At 66.7% G+C, this 16,933-nt stretch carries 12 protein-coding genes and 2 tRNA genes; 7 read left to right on the top strand and 7 right to left on the bottom strand.

Annotated features, from left to right (window positions below):
* The first annotated feature begins 89 nt into the window (after nucleotides 1-89).
* Nucleotides 90-1,304 (top strand): amidohydrolase family protein, encoded by a 1,215-nt coding sequence (locus tag NOV65_RS07350; protein WP_257305450.1) that lies wholly within the window; start codon nucleotides 90-92, stop codon nucleotides 1,302-1,304.
* Between the two features lie 274 nt (nucleotides 1,305-1,578).
* On the opposite strand, the gene NOV65_RS07345 is transcribed toward NOV65_RS07350, so the two are convergent.
* Nucleotides 1,579-2,694, bottom strand: a complete 1,116-nt coding sequence (locus NOV65_RS07345; RefSeq protein ID WP_257305449.1) for an outer membrane protein assembly factor BamB family protein — start codon at nucleotides 2,692-2,694, stop codon at nucleotides 1,579-1,581.
* Between the two features lie 13 nt (nucleotides 2,695-2,707).
* Nucleotides 2,708-2,986: a cupredoxin domain-containing protein gene (locus tag NOV65_RS15600; protein ID WP_425250843.1), complete on the bottom strand. Its 279-nt coding sequence runs from the start codon at nucleotides 2,984-2,986 to the stop codon at nucleotides 2,708-2,710.
* Nucleotides 2,987-3,378: 392 nt separating this feature from the next.
* Here NOV65_RS15600 and NOV65_RS07340 point away from each other — a divergent pair, with 392 nt between their 5' ends.
* Nucleotides 3,379-5,061, top strand: coding sequence for a DNA repair protein RecN (locus tag NOV65_RS07340; protein ID WP_257305448.1), 1,683 nt, complete (start codon nucleotides 3,379-3,381; stop codon nucleotides 5,059-5,061).
* 45 nt (nucleotides 5,062-5,106) lie between these two features.
* On the opposite strand, the gene NOV65_RS07335 is transcribed toward NOV65_RS07340, so the two are convergent.
* The 3 genes from NOV65_RS07335 to der all read right to left on the bottom strand — a co-directional run bounded on the left by NOV65_RS07335 (nucleotide 5,107) and on the right by der (nucleotide 12,322).
* On the bottom strand, nucleotides 5,107-7,536 hold the full coding sequence (locus NOV65_RS07335) for a M4 family metallopeptidase (protein WP_257305446.1): 2,430 nt from the start codon (nucleotides 7,534-7,536) through the stop codon (nucleotides 5,107-5,109).
* Nucleotides 7,537-7,923: 387 nt separating this feature from the next.
* A complete protein-coding gene (locus NOV65_RS07330) occupies nucleotides 7,924-10,623 on the bottom strand; it encodes a cyclic nucleotide-binding domain-containing protein (protein ID WP_257305445.1) in 2,700 nt (899 codons plus the stop codon).
* Nucleotides 10,624-10,741: 118 nt separating this feature from the next.
* Nucleotides 10,742-12,322: a ribosome biogenesis GTPase Der gene (gene der, locus NOV65_RS07325; protein WP_257305443.1), complete on the bottom strand. Its 1,581-nt coding sequence runs from the start codon at nucleotides 12,320-12,322 to the stop codon at nucleotides 10,742-10,744.
* A 115-nt stretch (nucleotides 12,323-12,437) separates the two neighbouring features.
* Here der and NOV65_RS07320 point away from each other — a divergent pair, with 115 nt between their 5' ends.
* Nucleotides 12,438-12,782 (top strand): hypothetical protein, encoded by a 345-nt coding sequence (locus NOV65_RS07320; protein WP_257305441.1) that lies wholly within the window; start codon nucleotides 12,438-12,440, stop codon nucleotides 12,780-12,782.
* 358 nt (nucleotides 12,783-13,140) lie between these two features.
* Here the strand turns inward: NOV65_RS07320 and NOV65_RS07315 are convergent.
* Nucleotides 13,141-13,217: transfer RNA gene (locus NOV65_RS07315), tRNA-Asp, on the bottom strand.
* 19 nt (nucleotides 13,218-13,236) lie between these two features.
* Nucleotides 13,237-13,312 (bottom strand) — tRNA-Val (locus tag NOV65_RS07310).
* A 195-nt stretch (nucleotides 13,313-13,507) separates the two neighbouring features.
* On the opposite strand from NOV65_RS07310, the gene NOV65_RS07305 reads away from it, so the two are divergent.
* From NOV65_RS07305 to atpA, 4 genes are read left to right on the top strand one after another with little or no spacing between them, the layout of a single operon-like run.
* Entirely contained in the window at nucleotides 13,508-14,020 is a 513-nt protein-coding gene (locus NOV65_RS07305; RefSeq protein WP_257305439.1) for an ATP synthase F0 subunit B, read from the top strand.
* Between the two features lies 1 nt (nucleotide 14,021).
* Complete coding sequence (locus tag NOV65_RS07300; RefSeq protein ID WP_257305438.1) at nucleotides 14,022-14,789, top strand: ATP synthase F0 subunit B; 768 nt, start codon at nucleotides 14,022-14,024, stop codon at nucleotides 14,787-14,789.
* A complete protein-coding gene (gene atpH, locus NOV65_RS07295; RefSeq protein ID WP_257305436.1) occupies nucleotides 14,786-15,328 on the top strand; it encodes an ATP synthase F1 subunit delta in 543 nt (180 codons plus the stop codon). Before NOV65_RS07300 ends, atpH begins: the two co-directional genes overlap by 4 nt.
* Before the next feature lie 36 nt (nucleotides 15,329-15,364).
* Nucleotides 15,365-16,933 (top strand): F0F1 ATP synthase subunit alpha, encoded by a 1,569-nt coding sequence (gene atpA / locus NOV65_RS07290; protein ID WP_257305435.1) that lies wholly within the window; start codon nucleotides 15,365-15,367, stop codon nucleotides 16,931-16,933.

Below are 16,933 nucleotides of genomic sequence, written 5' to 3'. Positions count from 1 at the left end.
GGCCAGTATGACCGGCGCCACCGCCAGGGTCGGCGACAATGGGGGCCAGCCACCACCGGGGATCCCCGGCGCACGGCGGACGGGGACCCATGCTGCACCGCTTTGCGCCCATCTTCGACCGCCATTCCCATGTGAGCCTCTATGCGGCCCTGGAGGGCTGCCCCGACCTCTCGGCCTGCATCGATCCGGCCTCGGCCCTGGCGCAGCTGCGCAGCCTGCCCGGCGACCGGCTCTCCCTGGTGCGGGGCTGGCACAGCGGGCGCCTGCCTCTGTCCGAAGCCGACCTCGCCGAGCTGCCACCGGTGCTCCTGGTGAACCTCAGTCTCCACGGCCTGCGCCTCAGCCCCCGGGCCGTCCGGCTGCTCCGGGATACGGACCCGGAGCTGGTGGCGCGGCACGCAGATCCCGCCTGGTGCGAGCGGAACCTGGACCGGCTCCTGGTCCTCTTCGGCCGGACGGCGGGCCTCACGGCCGCCAAGCTGGAGGCCTGGATCCAGGGCCTCGAGGCGGCGGGCGTGGGCGCGGTGGAGGACCTGCTCCTCACGGGAGAGGAGGCCTGGTGGGTGGTGCGGGCCTCCCGGTGGGCGGACCGCCTGCCCTGGAGGACGGTTCCCGCCATCTTCGACACGCTGCCTACGGAGGCCCAGGCCGAGTGCGCGGGGCTGAAGGTCTTCACCGACGGGGCCCTGGGCGCCCGCACGGCGGCACTGGATGAGCCCTTCCTGGGCGGCGGGCCGGGCCTGCTGCTGTACACCGACGAGGCCCTGCACCAGGAGCTGGCGACGCTCCATGCCCGTGGCAAGCCGCTCGCCATCCATGCCATCGGTGATCGGGCCATCGGACAGGTGCTGGCCGCGCTGGAGGACCTGGACCGGCAAGGCCTCCGCTTTCCCTCCCTCCGCCTGGAGCACGTCCAGTTCATCACCGAGACGCAGGCCCGGCGGGCCCGGGACCTGGGCCTGGTGCTCTCCATGCAGCCGAACTTCTCCAGCGACAGCGTGGACTACGCCGACCGCCTGGGCCCGGCCACGCTGGCGCGGAACAACCCCTTCCGGATGCTCATCGATCAGGTGGGGTTCCGGCCGGGCCGCGATCTAATCTTCGGCTCGGATGGCATGCCCCACGGCCTGGCCTACGCCGCCCAGTGGAGCCTCTTCCCCCCCTTCGAGGGCCAGCGCCTGGGCCTCGAGGAACTGCTGGCTGGCTATGGGCCTGCGCCGGGGGACCTTCCCGTTCGCGAGCTCGTCGTCGAGGCGGCGACGCGAGAGGTCCGGCTGATCGGGGGCTCCCGCTGGATGTCATGAGTGGGCTGGGCCGGGATTACTGGATCGGAAGGATATTGCAGATCGTGCCCGTGATATCCGGGTTCCAGTAGCCCACCTCCACGGTGCCGTCGGCGAGCGGGAGCCACCCGTAGGTGCCACTGACCAGGATGGCCCCCTGGGCGTTCTGAAAGCGGCCCGTTTAAGCTGAGGCTCGCCAATAGCCGGATAGCTGGAAATGCCTCATGCATCTTCCAGGCGGTTCGGACTTCATCGCCATTTCCGGGGTCATAGGGGGGGACCCCAGGCCCGCGCATCATTCGCCAACGCCCGTGGGAATATCAGGGCCCAGGAAGGGGGGCGTCAGACCGGTGTAATCACCGATCACCTTGGCATCATAGGGGGCGTTCAACCCTGTGGATCCTGCTCCGGACACCCCGACCCTGCCTTGGCTGAATACGATCTCTTTGGCCGGGTTGATCTCGATGACCTGGTGGTTGAACTGATCGCTGATCAACGTGTCTCCATTCTCAAGACGCACGGCACGTGTGGGAAGTGGCTGCGCCACGCTTCCGGATCGCGTATTGGTGTCGTACTCGAAGGTAACGATCCCGCTGGGGTTCACTTCGATGATGCGGTTGTTGCTGGCATCCGCGATGAGGGTGTTGCCGTTGGGCAACCGGCTTGCGAAGGCAGGGCCGTTCAGGATGCTCGGATCGTTGGGATTGCCGTAGGACCAGACGACCTGGTGATCACGCGTCACTTCGATGACGCGGTTGTTGCTTTCGTCTGCGATGAGGACGTGGTTGTTCTCCAGCAGCTCGGCGCTGTTGGGATTATTCAGCTGGTTGGCATCGGCCCCGCTCACCCCGGTGATGCCGTACTGCCAGAGAATCTGGTGCCGGACGTTTACCTCGATCACCCGCTGATTGCCCTGGTCGGTGATCAGCACATGGTGCGTGGGCAAGAAGACGGAACACACGGGCGCATTGAGTTGGTTGAAATTGGAACCTGCGATCCCCGCTTGGCCATACTGCCAAACGATCTTGCCCTGGCGATTGACCAGGATGACCCGGTTGTCCCCGCACCCATCCGGGCAGGTGGGCTCAGTGCCCGCGGGGGCGCCCGTGCCCGACATGAGGGTCATGTTGCCGACCCGCTGGACATCGTTGGGGGCCACGATCGAATGCGGACCAGCCGTGCTCGACCCGTCACCGAAACTCCACACGATCTGATGCGACCGGTTGACTTCGATGACTCGGTTGTTGAATTGATCGGCAATGAGGACATTCCCCTCGTCCGGGGCGACCCTGCCCGGTGTCTGGGCCACCAGGTTGCCCTGCCATGCGGCTAACCCCATGGCCAGGGACAAGCAGAGGGCGCTTTTCGAACCCATGAAACCGACGGAAGCACGACGTGTATTCGAACGCATTTTGCACCTCCTCCTATTGGACGGTGATGGTTCCTTTCATGCCTACTCCGCAATGCGTGGTGCAGAGGTAGGGATAGGTGCCGGCGGTGTTGAACTGATGGGTCATCGTGAACCCAGCTGCTTGCGCCCCATTGCTGGAGAATCTTCCATCTGGGGAGCAGTCAGGGCCCGAGTCGACGGTGTGTCCAGAGGTCACCCAGGTCCAGGTGACGGTCGTGCCAACGCCTACAGTCAGGTTCACCGGGGAGAATACGTTTGATGTCGTTCCGTAAGCTCCTGTTTGCCCAACCATCACCGTATTGCTAGGTGGGGGAGGCGGCGGAGAGGAATAACCACCACCGCCACCTCCTCCGCATGAAGGCATCAAGCCTAAAGCCATTAAGGGCAATAAACCTATAAACTTGAGTTTCATCGGCGGCATTCTCATCCGACACCTTTCAATGGGTGGATTCCCGACCCGTTCAAATTCGGGGCTTCTGGCCAGGTGGACAGATCCGGTTTTCAAAAACCGAGGGATCCGTTCGACCTGCTGTCCACCCCAGGGCGAGGCCCTCAGAGGCCGTATGCCAGGGTGCGGGACCACCCGGAGTCGAGCTTTCTTCCGGCCATTGAGTGGTCACCCGGAGTGGAGGGCCAGCCATGGGATTGCAGCTTCTGGTGTCCAGCTCCAGCTAGACTGATCCCATGCTTTCATCCCTCAGAATCCAGAATCTGGCCCTGGTGGAGGACCTGTCCCTGGACTGGGGGCCGGGCTTCACGGTGCTCACGGGCGAGACCGGCGCCGGCAAGTCCCTGCTGGTGGACGCGCTGTCCCTGCTGGTGGGCGCCCGGGGCGACGGCGAACTGGTGCGCCACGGAGCCGACCGGGCCACGGTGGAGGCCGTGGTGGAGGGCCGCTTCGAGGCCTGGCGGGGCTTCCTGGCCGAGCGGGGTCTGCCCGAGGAACAGCCGGTGGTGTTGCGCCGTGAGGTGGGGGCGGGTCGCAGCCGGGCCTGGATCAATGGCGCCAGTTGCGCCCTGGCCGATCTGCGCGAGGCTGGCCGGCTCTGGATGCGCCTCACCAGCCAGCATGACCATCAGTCGCTGCTGGGTGAGGACCGGCACCTGACCCTCATCGACGAAGTATTGGGCATCGATCCCGGCCTGGACACCCAGGCGGCCGCGGTGCGGGAGGCCGAGGCGGCCCTCAAGGCACGGCGCCGCAGCGAGGCCGAACGCGAGCAGCGTCTGGAACAGCTGGCGGAGGCTCTGGCAGATCTGGACAAGCTCGTTCCGAAGCCTGGCGAATGGGCCCAGCTCAAGGCCGATCGCGAACCCCTGCGCCACGCCGTCCATTTGGAACAGGCCTTCCGGGAGGCGGCGGAGGCCCTGGACGACGGCATTCCCAAGGTGGAGCTGGCCCATAAGGCCCTGGTGCGCGCCGTGGCCCACTGGCCGGACGCGGTCGCCGAGCAGGACCGTCTCCGTTCCGCCGTTCTCGAATTGGAGGACCTCCTCGCTCTGGTCCAGGACCAGGCCCTGCGCTGGTCCCAGGCTGGGGCCGACCGCATCGAGATCATGGAAGCCCGTCTGGCTCTCTACGAGCGCCTGGCCCGCCGCCACCGCTGCGAACCGGAAGAACTGGTCGCACGCCAGCAGATTCTCCGGGACGAGCAGCGGGCCCTGCTGGCCGGCGATGTCTCGGTGAAGGAATTGGAAAAGGCCCTGGCGAAGGCTGCGGAGGCCTACCGGCAGGTGGCCGAGGCTGTGCACGGGCGCCGGGGTGAAGCCATCCCCAAGCTGGAGGCCGAGGTGCAGAAGCGGCTTGGCCGCCTGGGAATGAAGGGCGCGCGGATCCAATTGCGGTTATCCCTCGCGGAGGAATCCGGCAGCCCCGTCCAGCAGAGCGGTCGCCCGGTCCGCGTGGCGGCTCAGGGCTTCTCGGCGTTGGCCATCTGGATCGAGCCGAACCCCGGCGAAGGCTTCCGGCCCCTGGCGAAGATCGCCTCCGGCGGTGAACTGAGCCGCCTCATGCTGGCCCTGGTGGGCGCGGGTTTGGCTCTGGGGGCCGGCGTGAAGGACGGCCTGACCCTGGTGCTGGATGAGGTGGATGCGGGGCTGGGCGGCGAGACCGCCCTGGCCGTGGGCAAGGCTGTGGCGGAACTCGGGCAAGCCCATCAGGTGCTGGCGGTGACGCACCTCGCCCAGGTGGCGGCTCGCGCCGATCGGCACGGGCGCCTGCACAAGGAGACGGAAGGCGGCCGAACCCGCAGCGCCCTGGGCTGGGTGGCGGGTGAGGCCCGCAACCGCGAGCTGGCAAGGCTCCTCTCCGGCCACCCCGACCGCCCGGAGGCGCTGGAGCACGCGAAGGTGCTGCTCGAAGGATGAAAAAGGGCCGCCCGGAGGCGGCCCTTTTTGTCGTGCGGATCGAGACTACTTGACGCTCACATCGTCGATGACGAAGGAGGTCTGGAGGCTGCTGTCTTCCACGGAGTAGAAGCGCAGGCGGACAGTCTGGCCCTTGTAGGCGCTGAGGCTCAGCGACTGCTGGGTGTAGCCCGTGTTCTTGTTCAGGTTCGAATAGGTGGCCAGGGTGGCCAGCACGGTGCCGGAGGTGTTGAGGACCTGCACCTTCATGGTGTCGTAGGCGGTGGAGGTGGTGGTTTCCGCCGTATCGATGTGGAGCCAGAAGGTCAGGGTGCCGGTGGCCGTGGTGGGGATGGCGATCTGCTGGTAGACGTAGTCGGTGTGGGCGGAGCCGTAGCCACACATCCAGGCATCGTAGGAACCGCCGTGGGCGGGCTCGCCGGTATAGGTGCCAATGACGCCGGTAGTCTGGGTCCAGCTGGTGGCACCGCTTTCGAAGCCGCCGTTCAGGATCAGCTCGGCGCCGGAAGTGGCGTTGGAGACGGAGAAGGTGACGGTGGTGCTGGTGCCCACGTTGCCGGCGGCGTCATAGGCCTTGGCCGTGAGCGTGTGGGAGGCATTGGTCAGCGTGGTGCTGTCCAGGGTCATGCTGTAGGGGCTGGTGGTGTCGCTGCCCTTCAGGACGCCATCCACGTAGAACTCCACCTTGCTGACGCCGACGTTGTCGGAGGCGGTGGCGGAGAAGGTGATGGTGCCGCTGGTGCCGGACTCGGTGGCCGACACGGTGGGAGCGGTGGTGTCCGTGGATCCGCTGGTCCAGGCGGCGCCCACGTTGATGCCGTGGAAGGCGTTCCAGACGGCCTGTTCCTGGGCGCTGCCGGCACCGTAGAGGTCCTTGGCGGCGCTGATGGCGGCGGTGCGGGCGCCGGCGTAGTTGGTGCTGGAGGTCATGTAGACCGAGAGGGCGCGGAACCAGATGCGGGCGGCCGCGTCGTTGCCGATGCCGGTCATGCCGCTGGGCAGGTAGGTGGTGCTGGTGTTGCCGCTGGTGGTGGCGCCCTGGCTCAGGAAGTAGTAGCAGCGGTTCATGGGGCCGCTGGAGTAGTGCACGTCCAGGCTGCCGATGGTGGAGGACCAGGCGTCGGGGCTGGAGCCGTCCAGGCTGGGCTTGTACATCCAGCGCAGGGGATTGGTGGCCAGCTGCTCGCCGATGGTCCAGTTGCCGCCGGTGTTGCCGATGGTCGAACCCGAGCCGCCGCGGGCGTAGAACTCGATCATGGTGCCGAAGATGTCGGAGTTGGACTCGTTCAGGCCGCCCGACTCACCCGAGTAGGTCAGGTTCGCGGTACGGGCGCAGACACCATGGCTCATCTCGTGGCCGGCCACGTCGAGAGCGGTGAGCGTGGTGAAGGAGGATCCGTCACCGTAGGTCATGCAGAAGCAGCTGTCGGACCAGAAGGCGTTGTCGTAGCTGTTGCTGATGTGGACGCGGCTGTAGGTGGCGGTGCCGGCCCCGTCGATGCCGTTCCGGGTGTGGACGTTCTTGTAGTAGTCCCAGGACTTGATCATGCCGAACATGGCGTCCACGGCCGCGGTCTCGCCGTTGGCGGCGGTGGTGGAGCTGCCTTCCACATAGTTGGCGCCATCGCCCCAGGTGTTGTCGGCATCGGTGTAGAGAGTGCCCGTGGCAGTGCTGGTGGTGGCGGCATGGGCCATGTTGGTGACCACGTTGTTTCCGAAGGCGCCGCCGGTGCCGCGGGTCGTGTCCCGCAGCTCGTAGGTGCTGCCGGTGTAGTTGGTGGGCAGCGAGACGGTGCCGTTGTACTGGCTATTGCCGGTGCCCGTGGCCGCGGTGGTGTGGAGGGTGTTCCATGTCTTCAGGATGGCGCCGGTGTGGGCGTTCACCAGGTAGTCGGTGTGCCGGATGCCGTCCTGCTCGTTCTCGAGCTCGGTGTGGACATGGTAGGCCAGGGTGTAGCGGAGCACCTGGCGGCTGACGTCCTCGGCGTTCAGGTCCGCGGCGGCCCGGTCGGCATGGCGCACGACTTCGGTCATCTCGGGGTAGATCACCAGCTCCGTGGTCGGGGCATAAGCGAAGGCGCCCTTGGGGGCCAGAGCCTGCTGGGCGACGGCCAGAGCCTCGGCAGCGCCGAGGGCCGGAGTCACGTTGAGCTGGATGCCCTTGAGGAGGGCGTTGGTGAGCGGGAGCTCGGCGCCATCCTTTCCCTGGTGGGTGATCGCGTCACCGCCCCACACCTTCACGCCCTTGTAGGTCTGCTGGAAGTGGGCATGGGTCTGGCCCAGCTGGTCGGAATGCGTGTCCCGAAGCAGGAACGCGTGGTCAGCGTCCAGGCCCAGCTGGGCGCGGCTGGCCAGCAGGCGCTGGGTCGCGGCCTCTCCACGCAGGGATTCCTGCGGGAGGCGGGCACTCAAGGAACCGGCGGCGAGCGCGGCGGTGAGGAAAGACAGGGCCATGCGGCCTTGGGAGATCGCCATTGGCAACTCCTTCGAAAAAGGGGGGGGGGAGGGGGGCGCAACCACAGCGGCCCATCGGGCCCATGCGGCCTCTGCTTCGCAGAAGCGAACGAGGAGCGAGGTTGCGAAGAAAGATCGGAAGGTCGCAACCAGAGTCCCTGTCGCTCGTCAACCCCTCAAGTTAAGGCTTGTTAATTTTCTTGAGAATCAATTCTATTTAATTTTTATGTGAATTTAATGCCTATCAACAGGCTATTTGATAACTTATCTATAGATCGTGTTTGATGGTTTTAGTCAAGCTATCCGACGAACGGAGGGCCATTTCCCGAAACGTTTTGGCTGGACGCCCGGGATGGCATCCCCCAGCCCAGCCGCGCTGCTGGGGCCCAGCTTCTGATACAGCTGCGTTCAGGAAGCTGGGGCGCTCTGGATCACTGAGCGCAGGCGTCGGGTCATCACCTGGAGGACGCCCTCGGCCACGGCCGGATGGTCGTGAAGCACCTCCTGGAACATCCGGCCGCCCAGGATGAGAGCCAGGACGCTGGTCAGAGCGGTCACCGTCGCCGAGCGGGGCGCCGGATCCAGTACCGCCATCTCGCCGATACAGGCTCCTGCGTCTGAATCCCCGAGCGACCGGGACTGCCCTCCAGCATCCAACGCCGAGGTGCGGACGCGGCCTTGGAGGATGAGGAAGACCTCGTCGGAATGGTCGCCCTGGCTGCACAGAGGCTCCTCGGGGCAGAACCGGCGGAGGGTGGCGGCGGAAGCCAAGGCCTCCAGTTCTTCGGGCTCCAGCTCAGCGAAGAGGGGCACGCCGTGGAGGAACATGAGCCTCTCGAGGAAGGCGAAGGAAGGTGGCTCCCCCTCAGCAGGCAAGGCTTCGGTCTTCCCCCGATGGCGGAGGGTGGCCTGTCCCGCGCGCCGATCCCTGGTTCCCGAGGGAAGGGACTGGACCGCCGCCCGCAGGAGCCACTGCTCTTCGTTCCCGGCAAGATCCGACAAGGATTGGTCCAATTCCTCCGACACGCCCAGGAGGGTCTGCGCAGTCTCCCGCACGAGCGGATCCGAATCCAGGAGGCCGTCCCGGAGCGTCGCTTCGGAGGCCCCATCCGGAAGGTAGGCCAGCAGGGTGAGGGCCGAGGCACGAAGGTAGCGGGAAGGGTCTCCGGCGGCCAGCCGCAGGGGCGGACCCGGATCTCTGGAGGGTTCCGGCGGCAGGGCCAACGGGGCGAGGGCAGCGCCCAGGGCACCCTGGTCCGCAAGGGCGCCCAGGATCAGGCGTGCCTCCTGCAGCCCATCGGAGCTGGCGCTGGCCAGCGTGAGGCGCTGATCCCGGATTCTGGGCTCCTCAAGGCCGATCCCCGCCAGGTGGAGGACATGCTCCAGATGCTGGCGCTGCCGGCCTCGGGCGACGTGGCGGAAGAAGGACAGGCGCCGCTGTCGGGCCTCATCCAGCCACTCATCGGAGAGCTCGGTCGCGGCCAGGCGATCGGTGGCCTGGAGCATGGCATCGAGCGCCCGGATGGCCGTGACGGATTCCGCCACCCGGGCCACGAGGGCGCCCCGCTCACCACGCAGGTCCGCCATGATCTGGGCGTGCTCTTCCGGCCGGATGCGGTGGACCTGCCGCAGGGAATCGATCGCGGTCGCCCCAGGTGCTTGACCCCCCAGCAGGAGGGCTTCGAGTTCCCCGCGGTACTGATCGAGCTGCAGCTGTTTCTCCAGGGACCCCTGGTAGTCGGGATCGAAGAGCCGCTTGTCCTCCAGGGAGAGTTCGGCCAGGAGGTGGTCGTGGTCCTTCTCCGAGATGCCCAGTTCCGTCCGGAGCTTCACCAGCAGGAGCAGGTTCCCGCGCGTCAGGATGCCTCCGGCGAGAAGATCCCGCACGGTGGCCTTGTAGGCCTTGAGGCGGCCTTCCCGCTGCTGGGCGCGTTCCTGGTGGAGCAGGTAGATGTCGCTGAGACCGCTGGGAGGGGCATCTCCCCATTCCCACCGCTTGAGCAGGCCCTTGGCGAATTTCTCCTGGACGAAGGTGGCTTCGCTCCGGTGCCATCGGCCCAAGAGCAGGGCGGTGGCCACCATCACGACGCCCACGGACGCAGCCTGGCGGAGCCAGCCGGGCAGGGATGCCAACGCGGACTGGCCCGCGAAGGCGTAGAAGAGGATGAAGCCTGTGAACCCCGCGAGCGACAGGCAGCGGTGTCGGAGGGCCGCCTGAGCCTGCTCATCCGGTGCGCGGGAGAGGAGGATCCTTTCCAGAAGGCGGAAGGCCAGGAAGCTGGCGAGGCCGAAGGCCAGGAACGTGAGGGGGACCGCAATCAACCTGGGCAGGGCGGGTGCGAAATAGAAGCCGGGGGCCAGCATCTTTGAAGCCAGATGCGGATCCCGCGCCCAGGAGCCGCTTACAAACGGGCCCCAATCCCCGGCGGCCAGGTAGAAGTAGGCGTAGAAGGCGAGCACCAGGCCGGGCCAGGCATAGTAGACCCGCCGCCTGGAGGGCGATGCCAACTCCTTCCAGTAGGCCTGCTCCAGGTCGATGTCCGGGCAGTTCTTCTTGCAGGCAGTGCAGGCGGTGCACTGCGAGTTGCCCTCCCTCGGCAGGAGCAGGACGGGCTCTTGATAGAGCTTCTCCACCACGCCGACGGGGCAGAGGTGGTTGCACCAGGTCTTGCCGGTGAAGAGGATTCCCACGGCCGTGGCGGCGAGCACCACGACGGAGAAGAGCCCGGCCAGAGCCCAGGGCGTGCTGTTGGCGGCGAGGTGCCGCCACAGGAGGGCGACCACCAGCAGGCCTAGTTGCACCTCGAGGCCATGGGTCGCCAGCCACTCGCCAGCCTTCTGTTTCCGCTGCACCTTGAAGCGCTGTCCGAGGGTCGCGAAGAAGGCGAGGGGGCAGATGCGACGCCAGGCGTAGTAGCCGGCCACCGTGAAGATCAGGGGCACGGTGGTGATCACCACCCCCCAGATCAGCTTCGGTCCCGACGGAGACAGAAGGGCGAGCGGAACGCAACCCACCAGGATCAGGATTCCCGTCAGGCGGGCGAATCGCCAGGGCAGGGGCTCCGATGATGCCTTGGCGGCAGGGCTGGACGGAGCGGCAGCGGGCATGGGACCTCAGGACGGCGCTGGAATCGGAATATGTCCAGACAGTAGTCTGGATGCAGTCGCAATGCCAGCCCGGAAGCGCCCCATTGGCGCCGAAGGCCTGAGGAGGCCATGGGCCTTGTCAGGGCCGCTTGGTGGATTTCTGCCGAACCCGCTTCGGAGGGGCGCCCGGGCCTCTGCGGGGGGCCTGTTTGGCGGCGGGTTTGGGGCCTTCCTTCTGCTTGGGGCGAGGGCGGGCCTTGACCTTGTCCACCCGCTGGGCCTGGAGGGACTCGTTGCTGCGGGAGGGCTTGAGACCCTCACCGGGATCGAGGATGCGGCGCACGGCGGCGACTTCAGCCTCCTCGCCCTCGCCCTTCTTCTTTTTCTGGATGCTGAGGCGCAGAGGCACACCTGCGAGGCCGAACTGCTCGCGCAGCCGGTTCTCCAGGTAGCGCACATAGCTGAAGTGCAGCCCGCGGTCGGTGTTGGCCTTCACCACGAAGCTCGGGGGTCGCACGCCCACCTGGGTCATGAAATAGAGCTTGGGCAGCTTGCCATCGATGGCATGGGGGCTCATGGCCGCGACGGATTCGCGCAGGAAGCGGTTCAACTCGCCCGTGGGGATGCGGCGGCCGTGGGCTTCCGCCAGTTCGTCGATCATGCCGAACAGTTTCGACACCCGCTGTCCAGTGAGCGCCGAGAGAAAGATCATGGGCGCGTGGTGCAGGAAGCCCAGGCTGCGGCGCAGGTCCTCCTCGGCACCGTAGATGGTGTGGGTGTCCTTCTCCACGAGATCCCACTTGTTCACCACGAGGATGACGGCGGCGCCGGCCTCCTGGGCGTAGCCCGCGATGACGGCATCCTGGTGGGTGGCACCTTCGACGGCATCCAGCAGCAGGAGGCTGACATCGGCCCGGGCCATGGCCTGCTTGGCCTTCAGGATGCTGAGCTTCTCGGCGCCCTCGTGAGTCTTGCCCTTCTTGCGGATGCCCGCCGTATCGATCATCCGGTAGACCTTGTCCTTCACGTGGAACACGGTGTCCACCGTGTCCCGCGTGGTGCCGGCGACCTCGCTGACGAGGCTGCGTTCATAGCCCAGCATGCGGTTCGTGAGGGACGACTTGCCGACGTTGGGGCGGCCGATGAGGGCGAAGCGCAGCTCGTCTGAAAGGGAGTGGCTCTCGGCCTCTTCCGGCGTCCGGTGGAAGGGCAGGCGCGCACGGATGGCGTCGATCAGCTCCGGCACGCCCGAACCGTGGGCGGCGGAGATGGCGAGCACCTCGTCGAAGCCCAGGCCATAGAAACCAGCGTCCGGGGCGCCGCCCTTCATGCCATCCAGCTTGTTGATGACGAGGATGATGGGCTTGCCCTGGCGCCGCAGGCGTGCGGCGATCTCCTCGTCCCCGGCAGTGAGGCCGTCGTGGCCGTCCACCAGCAGGATCGCCACATGGGCTTCGCCCAGCGCGGTCTCGGCCATGCGGGTGATGCCCTGGGTGATGACATCGTCGCCCTCGAAATCGAGGCCGCCCGTGTCCACCAGCTCGAAGACTTCTTCGGCCTCCCCTTCCTCGCTGAGGCAGGTGACGCGGCCGTAGCTGCGGTCCCGGGTCATGCCCGGCAGGTCGTGGACCAGGGCCGCGCGGCTGCGGGTGAGCCGGTTGAAGAGGGTGGACTTGCCCACGTTCGGGCGTCCGCAGAGGGCGATGAGAGGCAGTTTCATATCTGTTCCAAGCCTTCCAGTCTATCGGTTCAGGCGGGAAAAGACAGGGAAGGAATGAAGACAGCCTCCTTATTCCGCCGTAAGCTGGGGCGGAGAAATCCGACGAGGTGTTTTCGTGAAGAGGATTTTGACTGTCTTCCTGGTTGTGGCGGGCCTGTTTACCGGAGGCTACTACTTCCTGACGGGTCGCCTTCCGTGGGTGGCCCTCTCGGAGGAGGAGCAGCAGGTGATCGCCCTGGGCGAGCAGTTCCAGCGGGCCCGCCAGCAGTGGCAGGAGGCGGGTCGGACCCAGGCCCTGGGGGTGGATGCGTCTACCCAGGTCGAGACGCCGCTGGCCACCCTTGAACGCGTCGACCGGGAACTGGAGGAGTTGGCCCCTCACCTGAAGTCGACCGAGGCCAAGAACCGCGCGACGATCCTGCGGCGGGACCTGGCGGTGTTCAAGAGCGAGATGCGATAGGGACGGGTCCTGGTGTCGTCGTACTCCGCCCTCTGCGCCGACGAATGCGATCACGGGGCTCGACCATTCGACTGCAGCGAAGCGGAAGGAGAATAGGACGGCATGACCGTAGGTCATGGCCGCCCGAAGGGCGAGGGCGGAGCCCGAGTCAACGCGTCCCCCGTCGCCCTTCGGGCTAGGGTCCGCCGTGTAGCCGGCGGCTACTTCGGCCCTCCACTGGAGGGCCTTCGCTGCCTCTGCCGACTCCGCACTCGACGCTGGATCCCGGCCGCGCATGCACGGCCGGGACGGGGTTCGAGCTCCGCTTGTCAGTTCTGCCAGAACGAAAAAGGGCCCCGCGTGGGACCCTTTTTCGTTCTGGCGGGGCTGACGGGGCTCGAACCCGCGACCTCCGGCGTGACAGGCCGGCACTCTAACCGACTGAGCTACAACCCCTTGCTTTTCACCAGCGAGCTGGTGGGCGATGACGGGCTCGAACCGCCGACATGCTGCGTGTAAGGCAGCTGCTCTACCGACTGAGCTAATCGCCCGAATCGCCGAATCACGATCCTCACACGGGACGCCGGAAGGGTCAAGGCCAAAGGTCTGCGTTGAGGGTTTCAGGCAGATCTGGTAAGGTTTTCAGACTTCCGTGCCAGGGGTTCCCGCGGACCTTTCGCTGGTGTCGGTGTGACCCTGGCCGATCCATTCGGCCTTGGCCTTGGGATGTTTCTGGAGGGTGGCCTGTGGCGCTGCTGGAACTGGCGAATCTGACGCTCCGATCACCGGAAGGGGACGGCCCCGTCGCGCGCATCCTGGCTCAGATGCCGGATCCCATGCGCCCCGACCTGCCGGCCATCCTGTTCGTGATCGTCCTGCTCGTGGTGCTCTACCTCTACCTCCGCGTGGTGTTCTTCAAGCCCATCACCCAGGTCATGGACGATCGGGAGCGCGACCTGAGCGCCGGTGGGGATGCCAAGGCCCAGGCCGCGGCCCAGTTGGACGCCCGCCAGAAGGACTACCAGGGCCGCCTGAAGGACCTTCGCGCCCAGGCCTTCGCGCGCCGGAAGGCGCTGGCGGATGCCGCTGGCAAGGATAAGCAGCTGCTGCTGGATGAGGCCCGCACCAAGGCCCAGGCCGAGCGCCAGGCGGCGGTGACCGCCCTGAAGTCCCAGCAGGCCGAGGCCAGGCAGAACCTGCTGGCCCAGGTGGACGCCCTCTCCGAGTCCATGGCCCAGACCCTTCTGAAGCAGGCCTGAGATGAAGACGCTGACCCGACTTTCTCTCGCCACCGCCCTGGTCCTCAGCCCCCTCGGGCTGGTGGCGCAGGCGCATGACGCCCATGCCGCCCCCGCGGCTGAGAAGCACGAGGCCCCTGTCGGTGGGCACGAAGCCCAGCCGGCCGAAGGCCATGCACCGGAAGCGCACGGGACTGAAGCCGCCGGCCACGAAGCGACTGGCCACGAGGCGGCCGGTCACGAGGCCAAGGGCGGCGCCCATCACGGCCCCGCCATGAAGCTCTTCGGCAAGGACTACGGCAAGGGCGGGGCCTTTCTGGTCCAGCTACTGAATTTCGCGATCTATGGTGCTGCCCTGTTCTTCCTGCTGAAGGGCGCGCTGTCTGCCATGTTCAAGTCCCGCAAGGAGGAGCTGGAGACCCTGCTCGCCCAGGCGGAGAAGGACAAGGCCGAGGGCGAGGCCCAGATGAAGGAGATGGAAGCGAAGATGGCCGGGCTCGAAGGTGAGCTGGCGGGCATCCTCGCCAAGGCGGAGACCGATGCCGAGGCCGAGAAACAGCGCGTGCTGGAGGCTGCCCGGGCCGAAGCCACCCAGATCCTGGCCCAGGCCCAGGCCGAGATCGGCTTCCAGAAGCGTCAGGCCGAACTGGAACTGCGGGCCCTCGTAGCCGAGTTGGCCGTGGAAGGCGCTGCGAAGCGCCTCGAATCCAGGATGCAGGGTCCGGACGCCGCCAAGGCCCTCGATCGCGCCATCCAGCAGATCGGCCAGCAGACCGGAGGAGTCCAGTGAGCAACCGCCTGACCGCCCGGCGCTACGCCAAGGCTCTCCTCCAGATCGGCGACCAGCAGGGCAACGTGCCCCAGCTGCAGCAGGAACTGGACACCGTGGCCGCCACCGTGGCCGCCAATGCCGATCTGTCCCGCCTGGTGGCCTCGCCCCTGGTGCTGCCCACCAAGAAGGCCGAGGTCTTCGAGACCATTCTCGCCGCCGCGCAGGTGAGCCAGACCCTCCGCCACTTCTTTCGGGTGGTGGCCGAAGCGGGCCGTCTGAACCTGCTGGCGGACATCCGCCGCACCTTCGCGGAGCAGGTAGATGAGCGCGCCGGCATCGTGGAAGCCAAGGTGGCCAGCGCCCAGCCCCTGAGCGAGGCCCAGACCAAGGCTCTGGTGGCTTCGCTCACCGCCCGCACGGGCAAGACCATCCGCCTTTCCTGGCACCAGGATTCCGCCCTCCTCGGCGGCCTGAAGGTCCAGGTGGGTTCCACGGTCCTGGACGCCTCGCTCCAGGGCCAGCTCCGCCAGCTCAAGACGCAGCTTCTTTCGGCCTAATCCCCTTCGCTTTCACTCGCAGGTTTGGAGGACTTCATGGACATCCGCGCGGAAGAGATTTCCCGCATCATCCGCAGCCAGATCGAAGGCTTCGACGCCCAGGTGGACGTGGCCGAAGTCGGCACCGTCATCAGCGTGGGTGACGGCATCGCCCGCGCCTACGGTCTCGAGAAGGCCATGGCCGGCGAGCTGCTGGAACTGCCGCACGGCGTGATGGGCCTCGCTTTCAACCTGGAGGAGGACAACGTCGGCATCATCCTGCTGGGCGACGCCGCCGCCATCAAGGAAGGCGATACCGTCAAGCGCACCGGCAAGATCATGTCCGTGCCCGTGGGCCCTGCCTTCGTAGGCCGCGTGATCGACGCCCTGGGCAATCCCATCGACGGCAAGGGGCCCATCCAGGGCGTCCAGACCAACCCCATCGAGCAGATCGCCCCCGGCATCGTGGACCGCAAGAGCGTGCACGAGCCCATGCAGACGGGCCTCAAGGCCATCGACAGCCTGATCCCCATCGGCCGCGGCCAGCGCGAGCTGATCATCGGCGACCGCCAGACCGGAAAGACCGCCGTCGCTGTGGATACCATCATCAACCAGCGCGATACCGGCGTGATCTGCATCTACGTCGCCATCGGCCAGAAGCGCTCCACCATCGCCCAGGTGGTGAAGACCCTGGAAGAGTACGACGCCATGAAGCACACCATCGTGGTGGCCGCTTCCGCTTCCGAAGCCGCCCCGCTGCTCTTCCTGGCCCCCATGACCGGCGCGGCCCTGGGCGAGTACTTCATGTGGCATGGCAAGGATGGCAAGCCCGCGGGCAAGGACAACCCCGGCGGCCACGTCCTCTGCATCTACGACGATCTGTCCAAGCAGGCCGCGGCCTACCGCGAAATCTCCCTGCTGGTGCGCCGCCCTCCCGGACGTGAGGCCTACCCCGGCGACGTGTTCTACCTACACTCCCGCCTGCTGGAACGTGCCTGCAAGCTCAGCGACGAGCGCGGTGCGGGGTCCATGACCGCCCTGCCCATCATCGAGACCCAGGCCGGTGACGTGTCCGCCTACATCCCGACCAACGTCATCTCCATCACCGACGGCCAGATCTTCCTCGAGAGCGACCTCTTCAACGCGGGCGTCCGTCCCGCGGTGAACGTGGGCATCTCCGTGAGCCGCGTGGGCGGTTCCGCCCAGGTGAAGGCCATGAAGTCCGTGGCCGGCACCATCAAGCTCGACTTGGCCCAGTACCGCGAGCTGGCGGCCTTCGCCCAGTTCGGTTCCGACCTGGACAAGGCGACCCTGGCTCAGCTCAACCGCGGCCAGCGCCTGGTGGAGATCCTGAAGCAGGGCCAGTACCAGCCCATGCCGGTGGAGAAGCAGGTGGTCATCATCTGGGCCGCCACCAACGGCTACACGGACGATCTGCCGGTGCCCCAGGTGCGCCGCTTCGAGGTCGAGCTGATGGCCTACCTCGACGTGAACGCCCCGGAAGTGCTCCGAAGCATCCGCGACACCAAGGTGCTCAGCGACGACGCCAAGGGCCAGCTCAAGACCCAGGTGGCGGCCTTCAAGGAGACCTTCCAGGCCTCCCTGAACCAGACCGCGGGAGCCTAG

This window comes from Geothrix campi, from assembly GCF_024609265.1.
GTDB classification, from domain to species: Bacteria; Acidobacteriota; Holophagae; order Holophagales; family Holophagaceae; genus Geothrix; species Geothrix campi.
The sequence above is the reverse complement of the archived record's forward strand: the minus strand, read 5'-3'. Positions and strand labels throughout refer to the sequence as shown.